This window comes from Paenibacillus gyeongsangnamensis (assembly GCF_027533625.1).
GTDB lineage: Bacteria > Bacillota > Bacilli > Paenibacillales > NBRC-103111 > Paenibacillus_G > Paenibacillus_G gyeongsangnamensis.
On sequence record NZ_JAQAGZ010000022.1, the window covers coordinates 1 to 14,376 of the forward strand.

Here is a 14,376-nt window from a genome sequence, read left to right on the forward strand (position 1 = left end):
ACGGACGGGATAAGCGCTGAAAGCATCTAAGCGTGAAGCCCCCCTCAAGATGAGATTTCCCAGTATGTAAGACCCCTTGTAGACGACGAGGTAGATAGGTTCGGGGTGGAAGCGCGGCAACGTGTGGAGCTGACGAATACTAATCGGTCGAGGGCTTATCCTACAGGTTTTGCGACAGCAAAACCACATCGGAAGCATAGCAAAAGCAAGATTACCTCAGCGAAAGATACGATGTTTCGATCCAGTTTTCAGGGCGCAAGTCGTTCTGAGCTGTAATACATGATGTTCCTTGGCGGGGACATCGCCATACTTATGTTTGGTGACGATGGCGGAAGGGAACCACGCGTACCCATCCCGAACACGACCGTTAAGCCTTCCAGCGTCGATGGTACTTGGACCGAAGGGTCCTGGGAGAGTAGAACGTCGCCAAGCAGATAGAAGTCTCATGGACTCCAAGTCCGTGGGGCTTCTTTTTTTTGCTCGGCTGCATAACGATCACTCTTCTGCATATGGTTTCCTGTGTAAATCCGGTAAGCCGAACCATACTATAAATAGCTGTTTGAATTCCAGGGCTTAACGGAGGTCTTCAGTGAAACGCATTTGGTCTACAGCTCTTCTACTATGTTGGCTAACCTTCGCAGGCTCGGTTCATGCGGAGCCGGTCACGCCGGGGCCTCCTGCTCCGGGGCTGCAGCAGCAAAGTGACGATGCAACCGTCCGGGAGTCGGGCTATCGCTCAGGCCGCGGCTCTTACTCCGGCGGACGGGCCGGATATACGCCGGGTGCGCGTCCGGGGGGCAGCTACAATACGGTTCCGCGCACCCCGGTGACAACTCAGCCCGGCTACAGAACCGGGTACCCCACTCGTGGCGGCGGCATCGGCAGCTTCTTCGGCGGGTTGGCGGCGGGAACCTTGCTGGGCAGCTTATTTCATCCTTTTGGCTGGTTTGGAGGGGGCGGATATTACGGCGCTCCGCACATGGGCATGTCGTTCTTTGGATTACTTTTTTGGGGAGTCGTTTTGTTTTTCGTCATACGCTGGTTTGTTAAATGGCGGAATCGGAGCAGCAGGTAAAGTAGGCGAATGGCCCGGTTTACTCACAAAAGGAGGCTATTAGATGGTACCGTTCCAGGAAGATAACCATACGAACCCGGAGTTAGCGGAGCTGGGAACTCACTCGGCGAGCGCCACAATGCTTCATCAAACGCGCACGACCGATGCTGCGGTGCAGATCGATCCGCCGGTGAGTCCGAATCCCGGGGCGATCAACAATAAGGATCGTAAATTCGATAACCGAAAGAATGGGCAGCCGATTTAAGTCGAAGTTCAAGCACGTGCCAAACCGTTTGATTCTTTATGTGAGAGAATCAAGCGGTTTTTTCAGTTGATAAAGAAAGCGCGGCGTAGCCGTTTATCCTGAATATGCAGGGCTAGTCGTCGTCCCGTAAGAGCTCCTTGAGCATCCGATGGCGGTTATTCAAAAACTGGCGGGTAAGGATAAAATGATCGGTTTCTTCCAATGAAACCTGCTCTATGCCGCTCGAAGTAAGCTGATAAATGATCGCATCGGGGTATGCCATGAGGATAGGCGAGTGGGTGGAGATAATAAACTGCGAGTGGTTCCGGATGAGCTCATGCATTCTTGACAGCATGGACAATTGGCGGAACGGGGAAAGCGCCGCCTCCGGCTCGTCCATCACATACAGTCCATTTCCGCGCAGACGGTACATGAAGGCGGAGAAAAAGGATTCTCCATGCGACTGCTCATGAAGAGAACGGCCGCCGAAGCTATCGATAATTTTGGTTCCCCCGGCAGATTCTCGATCCAGTTCTTCAATATTGCTGGCCAGATTATAGTAGCTTTCCGCCCGGAAGAAGAAGCCGTCCTTCGGCTTACGCACGCCGCGCACCAGCCGGATATACCGGTGAAGCTCGGAATGCGAGGCGTAGGTGGAAAAGGAGAAATTCAGGCTGCCGCCCTCGGGATTGAAGCCCCAGGCTACGGCAAGCGCCTCTAGAAGCGTCGACTTGCCCATGCCATTCTCGCCGACGATGTATGTGACTTTAGGGTGCAGCTGCAGTTGATCCAATTCGCGGATGGCGCTGAGCTGAAAAGGAAACCGGTCGAATGAGGGAACGTGGTCCCTCAGCAGCTGAATAGACCTTAAATAAGCAGCCGGATGAAGCTCTTTCATCAAGAGAACCTCCTACCTTACCGGATACGCTCATTATACAATGATTCGAGCGATAAGCGAAAAACAGCCGTATGCCAAAGACATACGACTGTTTTATTCGGCTAAAACTTATTTTCTTGTCTTTGCAATTAAATCGGATACGGTGAGGAACTGATAACCCCGTTTCTGGAGCTCTGGAAGAATGCGTCTCAGCGCCTCTACGGTTTGGCTGCAGTCGCCTTGGAGGTCATGGAACAAGATGATATCCCCGTTATGCACGTTACCAAGTACTTGGGACACAATCTTGTCCACGCCGGGCTTCCGCCAATCCTTCGTATCCTGATACCACGACCACATGACGACGGTCAGCTTATCTTCCTTCATGGAATCGAGCAGCGCGTCATTGTAGAAGCCGCCCGGCGGCCGGAAGACATGCGGCATTTGCTCTGTAATATCGAATATGACTTCCTGAGTTTGGCGGATTTCGTCGACAAGCTTCTGTGCGGGGTAATTTTTGAGAAAATGGTGGTCGAACGTATGATTGGCGATCTCATGTCCCTCATTGACTTCACGGATGGCGATGGCAGGATACATCTGCACCCTTTTGCCGAGCACAAAGAAAGTGGCCTTCGCTTGGTACTGCTTCAAGAGGTCCAAAATTTGCGGCGTATAAACGGGATTAGGGCCATCGTCGAACGTAATGGCAATCCATTTCTGATCGGTATCTATCTTGGATACTACTTTACTGCGCGGATCCGCAGATGCCGCCCCGACAAGAGGGAAGCAGGTAAAGATCAGGATGAGCAAAAAAATGAGCCGAGCCTTCATGTCGATTGTTCCCCTCCGACCGTTTTAATGTTAGCATGGGCGGTTAAATATAAAGTATACGAAGCGATCGAAAGGCAAAAAAAAGCAGCCGCTTCGTATCGAAGCGACCGCTTTTCGTGGGATGAGAATCTTAGATGGAATAAAAGATTAGGAGCCGAGCACGTAAACTTTTACTTGCTGCACTCCGAAATTGCTGGCTTTTGCCGGGCTCTCGGGCAAGAAAATATCAACGTGGCTGCCGTTAATGGCACCACCGATATCCGTTGCGGTAGCATACATACCGCCTGAAGGCAATCCGTCGTAGGAATAACCTTCAATATATACTTTGGAACCAAGCGGAATGACCGAAGGGTCAACCGCAATGGTGCCGAGCTTAAGTTGGTTGCCCATATAATCCAGGGAACCGTAGCCGCCGTTCTCCGAAGGAGCGGCTGTATAAGCCGTAGCTTTAGCGTTCAGCACCTGCTTGTACACAGGGGCCTTAACGACTTGACGATACCAGGCTGGAGCATGGTACTTGCCATCGGCGCCAAGAATGGCAATCCGGTTGGAGCCGTCCCATTGCGTCTGGATGCCGAAGGAATCGGCAATAAGACGGAATGGCGTGTAGACACGTCCGTCAACCAATGCAGCGGCTTCATACGTATTATTGGAAACGCTGCCGTTTACGTTTACTTCAGACTGCCCTGTCGTCATCGTAAGCGCTTTTTTGTTGTCCTTGTCTTTCAAGGTGACCTTGATGTTCGAGCCGGTTTGTTCCCACTGCACCTGCAGTCCAAGCTTGTCCGCAACTACGCGGGCAGGAACCAAAAGCTTGTGATTCTCATCCACAAACGGCTGGGCATCCGGAAAATGCACCAGTTCGTCGTTCACCTGTACCTTCACGTCGTCCGCCAGTTTCTGCGGAGCTTCGGCTGCGTAAGCCGGCTGTGATACCGTAAAAGGTAAAAATGACGGTAAAGCTAACATGCATGCGAACAGCATGCCTTTCCATTTGTTGCGCATATTGCATTCCCTCCTATTAGGCCTCCGAGGTTAGTTGTCGGGTTCGGGAAGAGGTATGCTCCCTAGCCTGCGGCTGACTTAGCCCGCAAACATTCACCCCATGGTGTTGATGTCCCCCGTACGTACACGTAAAAAATTGTGCGATTCGGCTCCTAAGAATTTACCACAGGTTGATTGGCAGGATCAATACATAAAATCATCCAACCGTTTCCGGTTGATGGAATGAATGTATTTTACCTTCCGATCTTGGATGCGGTACAATTAGAGAGTGTTCGAAGCGAGGGCAGGGTTTGGGTCGGTTCGTCTGATAGGAGGAAATTGGATGTACAAGCGCGACTATATCTTAAGAATGCTGGAAGACGCTGCAGGCTACCTGCACAAAGCCGTATTCCTGCGGCGAAACCGAAAGCTGGAGGAAGCGCTGGAGCTTCTGAATCAAGCATTCCGCAGTCTGCTAGGCATCGGATCGAAGCTGCTCTATGGTCTGTCTGCAAAGGATCTCTTGGCGATGCTCTCGAGGGACGGAACGCCAAATATCGGTAAAGCGCTGGTGCTCGGCGACTTGATGACGGCGGAAGCGTTGGTACTGCGGGAAGCGGACGAGTCCGGAGCCGCCCGAAGGTTAAGCTTGAAGGCGCTGGAAGTGCTGCTGAACGTTAGAGGGTCGGCTGAAGCCGAGGGCTGGAAGGACGAGCTGAACCGGAGAATCGACGGGGCTCTGGAGCAGGCGGGGCGGGAGCGACGTAACGCGAATCTGCTTCGGCTGGAATGGCGTTATTATATAGAAGAAGAACGTTACGACAAGGCGGAGGATGCGTTGTTTCATTTGCTGGAGGCTTTGGAAGCGGAGGGGATGACAGCCGAAAGGCTGCTGACGCTGGAGGAAGGCATCCACGTATACGGACGATGGCTGGAGCAGCCGGAAGAACGGCTGTCGGCGGGCAATCTGCCGCTCAAGGAAATAAAGCAAAGCCTGGATGAATTGAAGAAAATGAAATCGGAAATTTCGTGAGCAAGGAAAAAAAGCGTGAACTACTTGTGAAATGCGAACTATTTTTTGTTTGATATGCGGAATGTTCGTCTTTTTGAGTTGACATCGCATGTGAAAGGCTGATAAACTGAAAGAGTGAAAGAATGCGATTTTTATTGCTGAATATATCGAAATGACTCGTATAAAGTCGGGAATATGGCCCGAAAGTTTCTACCCGAAAACCATAAATTTTTGGACTACGAGGAAGCGTTAAGATCGAGAGGTCGGCACATCCGTGCTAGGCCTTAGCTTGCGCTTCGGCTAAACTTGTCGTCCTTGCGGCATCCTGATGAAGGTGCCGTCAAAGGGCGATTTCTTTTTTTCAATACTATGCGCATGGATGGAGGTACGGCATGTCTGAGCTTGTGGGAGTCATCATGGGGAGCCAGTCCGACTGGGAAACGATGAAGCATGCTTGCGAAATTCTGGAGGAGCTCGGCGTTCCTTATGAGAAAAAAGTGGTTTCGGCGCACCGGACGCCGGATTTGATGTTCGAGTACGCGGCTTCGGCCGCCGAACGCGGGCTGAAGGTCATTATCGCGGGAGCCGGCGGCGCCGCGCATCTGCCCGGCATGGTGGCTGCGAAGACGATTCTGCCGGTGATCGGCGTTCCGGTGAAGACATCGACGCTGAACGGACTCGATTCGCTGCTCTCAATCGTACAAATGCCCGGTGGGATTCCCGTGGCGACCGTGGCGATCGGACATGCGGGGGCGACGAACGCCGGATTGCTGGCTGCGCAAATCCTCGGCGCCTTCGACCCGGAGCTGCAGCGCAAGGTAAACGATCGGCGGGAACGCATCGCGCAAACCGTCATTGAAAAGAGCGTGCTGGAATGAGCGGACAGAAGGCGTACGACCCGTCGAAGGTCCTTGCTCCCGGTGCAACGATCGGGATGCTCGGGGGCGGACAGCTCGGCCGGATGCTGGCGCTTGCAGGCCGTGCCATGGGGTACCGGTTCGCGACGCTCGATCCGACGCCGGACTCGCCCTGCGGACAGGTGGCGGACAAGCAAATCACGGCGGCGTATCATGATGTTGGTGCGGCTAGAGAGCTGGCTGCGATCGCCGACGTCATCACTTATGAGTTCGAGAATGTGGATGTGGAAGTGACCTCGCTTCTAATGAAGGAATCCTACGTGCCACAGGGCAGCAGTCTTCTGTATACGACGCAACACCGGCTTCGCGAGAAGCGCGCGATCGAGGCGGCCGGCGTGAAGGTCGCGCCTTATGCTGAGATCAAGAGCGCTGAGGAGCTGCGTGAAGCGGCGGAGCGGTTCGGCGTGCCTTGCGTGCTGAAGACGGCCACCGGCGGCTATGACGGCAAAGGGCAGTGGGTGCTACGGTCGCAGGGGGAAGTGCAGGAGGCCTACGATACGCTCAGCAAGGCGGGTACGGAGCTGGTGCTGGAGCAATTCATTCATTTTGACAAGGAAATCTCGGTTATTGCCGTACGAAGTCCGCGGGGGGAAGTGAAGACGTTCCCTCCGGCCGAGAATGAGCATGTGAATAATATTCTGCATTTGTCCATCGTGCCCGCCCGGGCGCCGGAGCAGGTGCTGAAGGAAGCGCAGCGGATGGCGGAGCGCATTGCGGAGGAGCTGGACGTGATCGGCCTCATCGCCGTGGAGATGTTCCTGACGAAGGAAGGCGAGCTGTTCGTCAACGAGCTGGCGCCGCGGCCGCACAATTCGGGCCATTACACGATGGAAGCATGCCAGACGTCGCAGTTCGAGCAGCATGTGCGCGCCATCTGCAACCTTCCACTGGGCGGAACGGAGCTGCTGACGCCGGTTGTGATGGCAAACGTGCTCGGAGAGCATGTGAAGCCCCTGCTGGACTGGATCGTGAAGCCGGAATCGGAACAGGTGGCGGCCGGAGTAACCGCGAAGGTGCACCTGTACGGCAAGTCGGAAGCCAAGCGGGGACGCAAGATGGGGCACGTGAATATTTTGGCACCGACCACTGAGGCGGCTTGCCGCTGGATAGATGCTTCAAACATATGGGAGTCTAAGAAGTAAAGAATAGACGGAGGCTGGGGAAATTATGATCGATCGTTATACAAGACCCGAGATGGGGAACATTTGGACGGAAGAAAATAAATTCAAGGCATGGCTCGAGGTTGAAATTTTGTCCTGCGAGGCTTGGTCGGAGCTGGGCGTTATTCCGAAAGAGGACGTAGCCGCTCTGCGACAAAATGCCGGCTTCCACATCGACCGGATCTACGAAATCGAGCAGGAAACGCGTCATGACGTGATCGCATTCACCCGTGCGGTATCCGAAACGCTCGGAGAAGAACGCAAATGGGTGCATTACGGCTTAACCTCGACCGATGTGGTCGATACGGCGCTCGGCTATTTGCTGAAGCAGGCCAATGAGATCCTCGAGCGCGACATTCAAAACTTCATTCAAATTCTGAAGGACAAAGCGATTGCTTACAAGGATACGCCGATGATGGGACGGACGCACGGCGTTCATGCGGAGCCGACGACCTTCGGTCTGAAGATGGCGCTCTGGTATGAGGAAATGAAGCGCAACCTGGAGCGTTTCCGCTTCGCGGCGGACGGCGTCCAGTACGGCAAAATCTCCGGCGCGGTCGGCACCTACGCCAACATCGATCCGTTCGTGGAATCGTACGTCTGCTCGAAGCTGGGCACGAAGCCGGCGCCGATCTCGACGCAGACGCTGCAGCGCGACCGCCATGCGGAATACATGGCTACGCTGGCGCTGGTCGCCACGTCGCTCGACAAGTTCGCTACGGAAATCCGCGCCCTGCAGAAGAGTGAGTTCCGTGAAGTAGAGGAGCCGTTCGCTAAGGGGCAGAAAGGGTCTTCCGCTATGCCGCACAAGCGCAACCCGATCGGCTGCGAGAGCATTTCGGGTCTGGCCCGCGTCATCCGCGGCCATATGGTGTCGGCTTACGAGAACGTGACGCTGTGGCATGAGCGCGATATTTCGCACTCCTCGGTGGAACGGATTATTTTGCCGGATGCGACGATCCTGCTCAACTATATGCTGAACCGACTCGGCAACATTGTTAAGAACTTGACGGTATTCCCGGAGAACATGAAACGGAATATGCAGAGCACGTACGGTGTACCGTTCTCCGGACGCGTCATGACGAAGCTGATCGACAAGGGCTTCAGCCGCGAGAAGGCTTACGATACGGTGCAGCCGCGGGCGATGCAGGCCTGGGAAACGCAGAAGCCGTTCCGCGACATCGTCGAGAATACGCCGGAAATCCGCGATGTGCTGAGTCTGGAAGAGATCGAGGATGCGTTTAATCCAAGCTGGCATTTGAAGCATGTCGAAACGATTTTTAAGCGTTTGGAACTGATCTAAGGAAGACGGGGAGTGGAAACCATGAGCGGAACGAAAACGATCGCCATCTCGAGCGCAGAGCCCTTCGTAAAGGCGCCGCTGCTGTACAAAGGCAAGGTGCGCGAGCTGTACGACTTGGGAGAGCATTACTTGATCGCGGTGACGGACCGGATCTCAGCCTTCGACTATGTGCTGAGCCCTGCTGTGCCGGACAAGGGGAACGTGCTGAACGGCTTGAGCAAGTTCTGGTTCGAGCAGACGAAGCAGCTGATGCCAAACCATCTGGTGCATGCGGACGTGGAGCGGCTCGGCGATCTCGTAAGAGAGCCGGAGATCATGAAGGACCGCTTCATGGTCACGAGGAAGGCGGAGCGGATCGACATCGAGTGCGTCGTGCGCGGCTACATTACCGGCGGCGGCTGGAGGCAGTACCAGAAAACCGGCGAGATCAACGGACATAAGCTGCCGGCAGGCATGCGCAAAAATGAACGGTTCCCGCAGCCGATCTTTACCCCGGCGGCGAAGAACGACGTCGGCCACGACGAGGACATCTCGATCGAGCGAATGAAGGAGCTGGTCGGCGCGGAGCTGACCGAGAAGCTGCAGGCGAAGAGTATCGAGCTGTATGAATTCGCGCGGGCGTTCTGCGAGGAGCGCGGCATCATTTTGGCGGATACGAAGTTTGAGTTCGGACTCATTGACGGCGAGATTATTCTGATCGATGAAATCTTTACTCCGGATTCGTCGCGCTTCTGGGCGAAGGAAAAATACGAGCTCGACATCGAGATCGACGGCATGGACAAGGAGCCGGTCCGGACTTACCTGTCCGGCACCGATTGGGACAAGAACAGCCAGCCTTCTCCCCTGCCGGCCCACGTGGTGGAAGAGACGTCCCGCCGCTACCGCGATATATATAACCGTTTGGTAAACGGATAAGCTTACGGCCATTATAGAGGACCATAATAGGAGGATTATTCCGATGTTAAAAGCGACCGTATATGTAACGATCAAGCAAAGCGTTCTCGATGTGCAAGGCACCGCCGTGCAGGGCGCGCTGCATTCGATGGGTTTCGACGAAGTAGGCAAGGTGCGGATCGGCAAATATTTGGAAGTGGAGCTGAACACAAGCGATACGGCTGTAGCCGAGGAACGCGTGAAGGCGATGTGCGAGAAGCTTCTGGCCAATACGGTTATCGAGGATTACCGCTACGAGCTGCAGCCGGTAAAGTAACCGCAGCGGTTAGTACGGATACCTGATCCGGGAAGGCCCCGGACTTATGATTAGGGAGGACAGGATAATGAATTTCGCGGTACTGGTGTTTCCCGGTTCCAACTGTGATATCGACTGCTATAAAGCGGTGGAGGATACGGTAGGTCAGCCTGTGGAGTACGTATGGCATACGGAGACGGATTTGTCCAAATACGATTGCATTCTTGTGCCGGGCGGCTTCTCCTACGGCGATTACCTGCGGTGCGGCGCCATCGCGCGGTTCGCTCCCGTCATGGGGGCGCTGGTGAAGGCGGCGGCGGAAGGCAAGTATGTGCTCGGCATTTGCAACGGGTTTCAAATTTTGACGGAAGCGGGGCTGCTTCCGGGAGCGCTGATGCGCAACCGCGAGCTGAAATTCCGCTGCCACCAGGCGCTGCTTCAGGTGGAGAACGCGAAGACGGCTTTTACATCGGATTATGAGCAGGGCGAGATCATCAGCATTCCGATCGCGCACGGCGAAGGTAACTATTACTGCGACGAGGCGACTCTGGCGGAGCTGAAGGCGAATAACCAGATCGTGTTCCGTTACAAAACGGGCGAGAACCCGAACGGCTCCGTGGAGGATATCGCGGGGATCTGCAACAAAGCGGGCAACGTGCTCGGCATGATGCCTCATCCGGAGCGGGCGATCAGCGAGCTGCTCGGCTCGGCGGACGGCAAGCGGATGTTTACATCGATTCTTAGCACTTGGAGGGAACAACATGGCGCAGCAGCTGTCAACTAAGGAGCCTACGGCGGAACAAATCGCCGATCAGAAAATTTACAAGCAGTTCGGCGTAACGGACGACGAATATGCCAAAATTTGCGGCTTCCTGGGCCGGAAACCGAATTACGTGGAAATCGGCGTGTTCAGCGTCATGTGGTCGGAGCACTGCTCCTATAAGAACTCCAAGGCCGTGCTGCGGAAATTCCCGACCACCGGCCCACGCGTCCTGATGGGACCGGGCGAAGGCGCGGGCATCGTCGATATCGGCGACAACCAGGCCGTCGTTTTCAAGATTGAAAGCCACAATCACCCTTCGGCGGTGGAGCCTTTCCAAGGCGCTGCGACGGGTGTCGGCGGCATTATCCGCGATATTTTCTCGATGGGCGCGCGCCCGGTGGCGGTGTTGAATTCCCTCCGGTTCGGGCGGCTCGAGAACGACCGCGTGAAATATTTGTTTGAGCACGTCGTCTCGGGGATTGCGGGCTACGGCAACTGTATCGGGATCCCGACGGTTGGCGGCGAAGTGATGTTCGACGAGAGCTACGAAGGCAACCCGCTCGTCAACGCGATGTGCGTTGGCCTCATCGATCACGACAAGATTCAGAAGGGCGTGGCCAAAGGCGTCGGCAACCCGGTGTTCTATGTAGGCCCGGCAACAGGCCGCGACGGCATTCACGGGGCGACGTTCGCCTCCGAGGACTTGACCGCGGAATCCGAAGCGAAGCGCTCGGCGGTGCAGGTGGGCGATCCGTTCATGGAGAAGCTCGTGCTGGAGGCGTGCCTCGAGCTGATCGACTCCGGCATCGTGGTCGGCATTCAGGATATGGGTGCGGCCGGCCTCACCTGCTCAAGCTCCGAGATGGCGAGCAAGGCAGGCAACGGCATGGAGCTGTACCTCGACGAGGTGCCGCAGCGCGAAGAAGGCATGACGCCTTACGAGATGATGCTGTCCGAGTCGCAGGAGCGCATGCTGTTCGTTGTGAAGCCGGAGCATGAGGCGCAGGCGAAAGCGATTTTCGAGCGTTGGGGGCTGCACTGCGCGAAGGTGGGCAAAGTGACCGACGACGGCAACCTCAAGCTGTATCATAAAGGCGAGCTCGTAGGCGACATGCCGGTAACGGCGCTGGTCGACGAGTGCCCGATGTACCACAAGCCTTCGGCGGTGCCTGCTTATTACGAGGCCAACGCGAAGGTGGATACGCTCCGCTATGCGGAAGTGACGGATTTGAACGAGGCTTTGAAAAAGGTGCTCGCATCTCCGACCGTCGCAAGCAAAGAGTGGGTTTACAACCAATACGATTACATGGTCCGGACCAGCACGGCGGTTCAGCCGGGCTCGGATGCGGCGGTCGTCACGATCCGCGGCTCCCGCAAGGCATTGTCGATGTCGACGGATTGCAACGGACGCTTCGTGTACCTGGATCCTGAAGTTGGGGGCATGATCGCGGTAGCGGAAGCGGCGCGCAACAACGTGTGCTCCGGTGCCGAGCCTCTTGCGATTACGGACAACCTGAACTTCGGGAGCCCGGAGAAGCCGGAAATTTTCTGGCAGCTGGAAAAAGCGGTCGACGGCATGGCGGAAGCGTGCCTCAGGCTGAATACGCCGGTCATCGGCGGAAACGTGAGCTTGTACAACGAGAACCGTCAGGGCGCGATTTACCCGACGCCGGTGGTCGGCATGGTGGGCTTGGTGCATGATACCGATCACATTACGATGCAGGGCTTCAAGAACGAAAGCGACGTCATTCTGCTGTTCGGCGACACGAAGGCGGAGCTGGGTGGCAGCGAGTTCCAATACGTCGTTCACGGCGTGACGGAAGGCCGTCCTCCGCAGATCGATCTCGATGTGGAGAAAAAGCTGCTGGACACCGTCCTCGGCGCTATCCAGCAAGGGCTTGTCGCTTCGGCGCATGACCTCGCGGAAGGCGGCCTCGCAGTGGCGCTGGCCGAGAGCTGCATCAGCGGCCGCGTAGGCGCAAGCGTGAACTTCGCGAGCGACCTCCGAAGCGATGTGGCCCTGTTCAGCGAGAGCCAATCCCGCATTCTGCTGAGCGCGGCTCCGGATAAAGCGGATGCGCTGAAGCGTCTGGCGGAGTCGGCGGGCGTGCCGGTTCAAGTGCTCGGTACGGTCGGCGGTGAAGATCTGAAAGTATCGGTTAAAGGCAGCTTGGTCGTTGATGCATCTGTATCTCAACTAGAAAAGGTTTGGAAGGATGCGATTCCATGTCTGATGAACTGAAGGCTGACGGACAAGGACGTTCTCCCCGGCTCTGGACCGGAGATTTTTATAACGAAGGCGTAAACGCCCATGCGGGTCTGTTCGACAAGCTGGGCGAGGAGTGCGGGGTGTTCGGCGTGTTCGGCCACTCCGAAGCCGCTTCACTCTCCTACTACGGGCTTCATGCGCTTCAGCACCGCGGCCAGGAAAGCGCGGGCATCTGCGTTGCCGACGGAACGGAGTTCAACTACCATCGCGGCATGGGGCTCGTGAAGGAAGTATTCAACAACGATAACCTGCAGACGCTCACAGGCACGGCTTCGATCGGCCATGTGCGCTATTCCACGTCGGGCGAGAGCAAGCTGGCCAACGCGCAGCCGCTCGTCTTCAAGTACCGCGAGGGGGACCTGGCGATCGCCACGAACGGCAACCTGACGAATGCGCCGGAGATCAAGAGCGAGCTGGAGAAGATGGGCTCGATCTTCCAAACGACGAGCGATACGGAAGTGGTTGCGCATCTGATCGCCCGCTCGAAGCACGACGATATCGTCTCGGCCGTGAAGGAAGCGCTGCTCAAGGTGGAAGGGGCTTACGCCTTTCTGATCATGGCGCAAGGCAAGCTGATCGCGGCGCGCGACCCGCACGGCCTGCGTCCGTTCGTTGCCGGACGGCTGGGTACGGCCTGGCTGTTCGCATCGGAATCGTGTGCGTTCGACGCTACGGGCGGCGCCTATTACCGTGACGTGGAGCCGGGCGAGCTGCTCGTGCTGGATATGAAAACGGGACGGGTGACCGAAGACCGGTTCTCCCCAATCAAGCAGCGCGCGGTCTGCGCGATGGAATATATTTACTTTGCGCGTCCCGACAGCGATGTCGACGCGGTGAACATTCATTCCGCCCGCAAGCGGATGGGCCGGCAGCTGGCGATGGAGGCTTTCGTCGACGCGGACGTCGTGACCGGCGTACCGGATTCCAGCATTTCGGCGGCGATCGGCTTTGCCGAGCAGACAGGCATTCCCTACGAGCTCGGCTTGATCAAGAACCGCTACACGGGCCGGACGTTCATCCAGCCGAGTCAGGAGCTGCGCGAGCAGGGTGTGAAGATGAAGCTGTCCGCTGTGCGCAGTATCGTGGACGGCAAGCGCGTCGTCATGATCGACGACTCGATCGTGCGCGGCACGACGTCCCTGCGCATCGTCAACCTGCTCCGCGAAGCGGGAGCGAAGGAAGTGCACGTGCGCATCTCATCGCCTCCGTTCGCAAACCCCTGCTTCTACGGCATCGATACGCCAAGCCGCACGGAGCTGATTGCCGCCGTCAAGTCGGTGGAGGAAATCCGTCAGGCGATCAACGCCGACTCGTTGTATTTCCTGAGCAAGGAGGGCCTGCTGTCCGCCATCGGGCAGACGAACTCGGAAGCGACGCGGGGCTACTGCACCGCCTGCTTCGATAACCGTTACCCGACGGTTGTCCCCGACGAAGCCGCCCTCGGCTGCGGCTGCGATTAAGTCTTTTCGCTCACGCCGGCCAAGACAGGGCCGGCTGAGCTATTTATAAAAAACCGCGACGTTGGAGCGGTTAGTTTTATGTTTTTGAACCGGTTGAGCCGAAAGGCGGAGAACCGTGTGCCTGCCGGAGAGTTTACGTGCCGCATTTGAAAACGGGGACATACCTCGAAGTCCGTTGAAAAAATAGAGGAGGGGGCGGATTCGTTCTGTAGAAGCGCAAGCGTTCGCCTTTGTCCCCGGATTGTTACCGCTCAGGGTGTTATTTAATCCGATAATCCGAGGTTGGGTCCCCGCAAAGTACTCGAATTTACTTCTT

General features: G+C 56.3%; 14 protein-coding genes, 2 rRNA genes and 2 riboswitches. Of the genes, 13 read left to right on the forward strand and 3 right to left on the reverse strand.

Annotated elements, in window-relative coordinates; all coding sequences use genetic code 11:
• The 4 genes from O9H85_RS27940 to O9H85_RS27955 all read left to right on the forward strand — a co-directional run.
• Nucleotides 1-163: ribosomal RNA gene (locus tag O9H85_RS27940) — 23S ribosomal RNA — on the forward strand; the annotation flags it as partial.
• A gap of 152 nt (nucleotides 164-315) precedes the next feature.
• Nucleotides 316-432: ribosomal RNA gene (gene rrf, locus O9H85_RS27945) — 5S ribosomal RNA — on the forward strand.
• A gap of 157 nt (nucleotides 433-589) precedes the next feature.
• The gene (locus tag O9H85_RS27950) at nucleotides 590-1,075 is read left to right on the forward strand and encodes a hypothetical protein (protein WP_269884690.1); all 486 of its coding nucleotides are present in this window, start codon (nucleotides 590-592) and stop codon (nucleotides 1,073-1,075) included.
• Between the two features lie 43 nt (nucleotides 1,076-1,118).
• The gene (locus O9H85_RS27955; protein WP_269884691.1) at nucleotides 1,119-1,319 is read left to right on the forward strand and encodes a hypothetical protein; all 201 of its coding nucleotides are present in this window, start codon (nucleotides 1,119-1,121) and stop codon (nucleotides 1,317-1,319) included.
• A 112-nt stretch (nucleotides 1,320-1,431) separates the two neighbouring features.
• On the opposite strand, the gene O9H85_RS27960 is transcribed toward O9H85_RS27955, so the two are convergent.
• The 3 genes from O9H85_RS27960 to O9H85_RS27970 all read right to left on the reverse strand — a co-directional run bounded on the left by O9H85_RS27960 (nucleotide 1,432) and on the right by O9H85_RS27970 (nucleotide 4,008).
• Nucleotides 1,432-2,196, reverse strand: a complete 765-nt coding sequence (locus tag O9H85_RS27960) for an AAA family ATPase (RefSeq protein ID WP_269884692.1) — start codon at nucleotides 2,194-2,196, stop codon at nucleotides 1,432-1,434.
• Nucleotides 2,197-2,304: 108 nt separating this feature from the next.
• On the reverse strand, nucleotides 2,305-3,003 hold the full coding sequence (locus O9H85_RS27965; protein WP_269884693.1) for a polysaccharide deacetylase family protein: 699 nt from the start codon (nucleotides 3,001-3,003) through the stop codon (nucleotides 2,305-2,307).
• A gap of 147 nt (nucleotides 3,004-3,150) precedes the next feature.
• A complete protein-coding gene (locus O9H85_RS27970; RefSeq protein WP_269884694.1) occupies nucleotides 3,151-4,008 on the reverse strand; it encodes a stalk domain-containing protein in 858 nt (285 codons plus the stop codon).
• Between the two features lie 4 nt (nucleotides 4,009-4,012).
• Nucleotides 4,013-4,169: riboswitch (cyclic di-AMP (ydaO/yuaA leader) on the reverse strand.
• Nucleotides 4,170-4,330: 161 nt separating this feature from the next.
• Here O9H85_RS27970 and O9H85_RS27975 point away from each other — a divergent pair.
• From O9H85_RS27975 to purF, 9 genes are all read left to right on the forward strand, one after another.
• Nucleotides 4,331-5,020: a DUF6483 family protein gene (locus O9H85_RS27975; protein WP_269884695.1), complete on the forward strand. Its 690-nt coding sequence runs from the start codon at nucleotides 4,331-4,333 to the stop codon at nucleotides 5,018-5,020.
• Nucleotides 5,021-5,156: 136 nt separating this feature from the next.
• Nucleotides 5,157-5,258: riboswitch (purine riboswitch) on the forward strand.
• A 133-nt stretch (nucleotides 5,259-5,391) separates the two neighbouring features.
• The gene (gene purE / locus O9H85_RS27980; RefSeq protein WP_269884696.1) at nucleotides 5,392-5,877 is read left to right on the forward strand and encodes a 5-(carboxyamino)imidazole ribonucleotide mutase; all 486 of its coding nucleotides are present in this window, start codon (nucleotides 5,392-5,394) and stop codon (nucleotides 5,875-5,877) included.
• A complete protein-coding gene (purK, locus tag O9H85_RS27985) occupies nucleotides 5,874-7,058 on the forward strand; it encodes a 5-(carboxyamino)imidazole ribonucleotide synthase (RefSeq protein WP_269884697.1) in 1,185 nt (394 codons plus the stop codon). The genes purE and purK overlap by 4 nt, the downstream gene beginning before the upstream one ends.
• Before the next feature lie 25 nt (nucleotides 7,059-7,083).
• Nucleotides 7,084-8,379: an adenylosuccinate lyase gene (purB, locus tag O9H85_RS27990; RefSeq protein ID WP_269884698.1), complete on the forward strand. Its 1,296-nt coding sequence runs from the start codon at nucleotides 7,084-7,086 to the stop codon at nucleotides 8,377-8,379.
• A gap of 21 nt (nucleotides 8,380-8,400) precedes the next feature.
• Nucleotides 8,401-9,294, forward strand: coding sequence for a phosphoribosylaminoimidazolesuccinocarboxamide synthase (locus tag O9H85_RS27995; protein ID WP_409348216.1), 894 nt, complete (start codon nucleotides 8,401-8,403; stop codon nucleotides 9,292-9,294).
• Between the two features lie 43 nt (nucleotides 9,295-9,337).
• Entirely contained in the window at nucleotides 9,338-9,589 is a 252-nt protein-coding gene (gene purS / locus O9H85_RS28000) for a phosphoribosylformylglycinamidine synthase subunit PurS (protein ID WP_269884699.1), read from the forward strand.
• A 67-nt stretch (nucleotides 9,590-9,656) separates the two neighbouring features.
• Nucleotides 9,657-10,352: a phosphoribosylformylglycinamidine synthase subunit PurQ gene (gene purQ / locus O9H85_RS28005; protein ID WP_269884700.1), complete on the forward strand. Its 696-nt coding sequence runs from the start codon at nucleotides 9,657-9,659 to the stop codon at nucleotides 10,350-10,352.
• Nucleotides 10,330-12,573: a phosphoribosylformylglycinamidine synthase subunit PurL gene (purL, locus tag O9H85_RS28010; protein ID WP_269884701.1), complete on the forward strand. Its 2,244-nt coding sequence runs from the start codon at nucleotides 10,330-10,332 to the stop codon at nucleotides 12,571-12,573. Before purQ ends, purL begins: the two co-directional genes overlap by 23 nt.
• Entirely contained in the window at nucleotides 12,558-14,060 is a 1,503-nt protein-coding gene (purF, locus tag O9H85_RS28015; RefSeq protein WP_269884702.1) for an amidophosphoribosyltransferase, read from the forward strand. The genes purL and purF overlap by 16 nt, the downstream gene beginning before the upstream one ends.
• Nucleotides 14,061-14,376 lie beyond the last annotated feature (316 nt).

Excerpts from the sequence above, each read along its gene's own strand:
- O9H85_RS27955 (WP_269884691.1), top strand. The coding sequence starts at position 1,119 with ATGGTACCGTTCCAGGAAGATAACCATACGAACCCGGAGTTAGCGGAG.
- O9H85_RS27960 (WP_269884692.1), bottom strand. The coding sequence starts at position 2,196 with ATGAAAGAGCTTCATCCGGCTGCTTATTTAAGGTCTATTCAGCTGCTG.
- O9H85_RS27965 (WP_269884693.1), bottom strand. The coding sequence starts at position 3,003 with ATGAAGGCTCGGCTCATTTTTTTGCTCATCCTGATCTTTACCTGCTTC.
- O9H85_RS27970 (WP_269884694.1), bottom strand. The coding sequence starts at position 4,008 with ATGCGCAACAAATGGAAAGGCATGCTGTTCGCATGCATGTTAGCTTTA.
- O9H85_RS27975 (WP_269884695.1), top strand. The coding sequence starts at position 4,331 with ATGTACAAGCGCGACTATATCTTAAGAATGCTGGAAGACGCTGCAGGC.
- purE (WP_269884696.1), top strand. The coding sequence starts at position 5,392 with ATGTCTGAGCTTGTGGGAGTCATCATGGGGAGCCAGTCCGACTGGGAA.
- purK (WP_269884697.1), top strand. The coding sequence starts at position 5,874 with ATGAGCGGACAGAAGGCGTACGACCCGTCGAAGGTCCTTGCTCCCGGT.
- purB (WP_269884698.1), top strand. The coding sequence starts at position 7,084 with ATGATCGATCGTTATACAAGACCCGAGATGGGGAACATTTGGACGGAA.
- O9H85_RS27995 (WP_409348216.1), top strand. The coding sequence starts at position 8,401 with ATGAGCGGAACGAAAACGATCGCCATCTCGAGCGCAGAGCCCTTCGTA.
- purS (WP_269884699.1), top strand. The coding sequence starts at position 9,338 with ATGTTAAAAGCGACCGTATATGTAACGATCAAGCAAAGCGTTCTCGAT.
- purQ (WP_269884700.1), top strand. The coding sequence starts at position 9,657 with ATGAATTTCGCGGTACTGGTGTTTCCCGGTTCCAACTGTGATATCGAC.
- purL (WP_269884701.1), top strand. The coding sequence starts at position 10,330 with ATGGCGCAGCAGCTGTCAACTAAGGAGCCTACGGCGGAACAAATCGCC.
- purF (WP_269884702.1), top strand. The coding sequence starts at position 12,558 with ATGTCTGATGAACTGAAGGCTGACGGACAAGGACGTTCTCCCCGGCTC.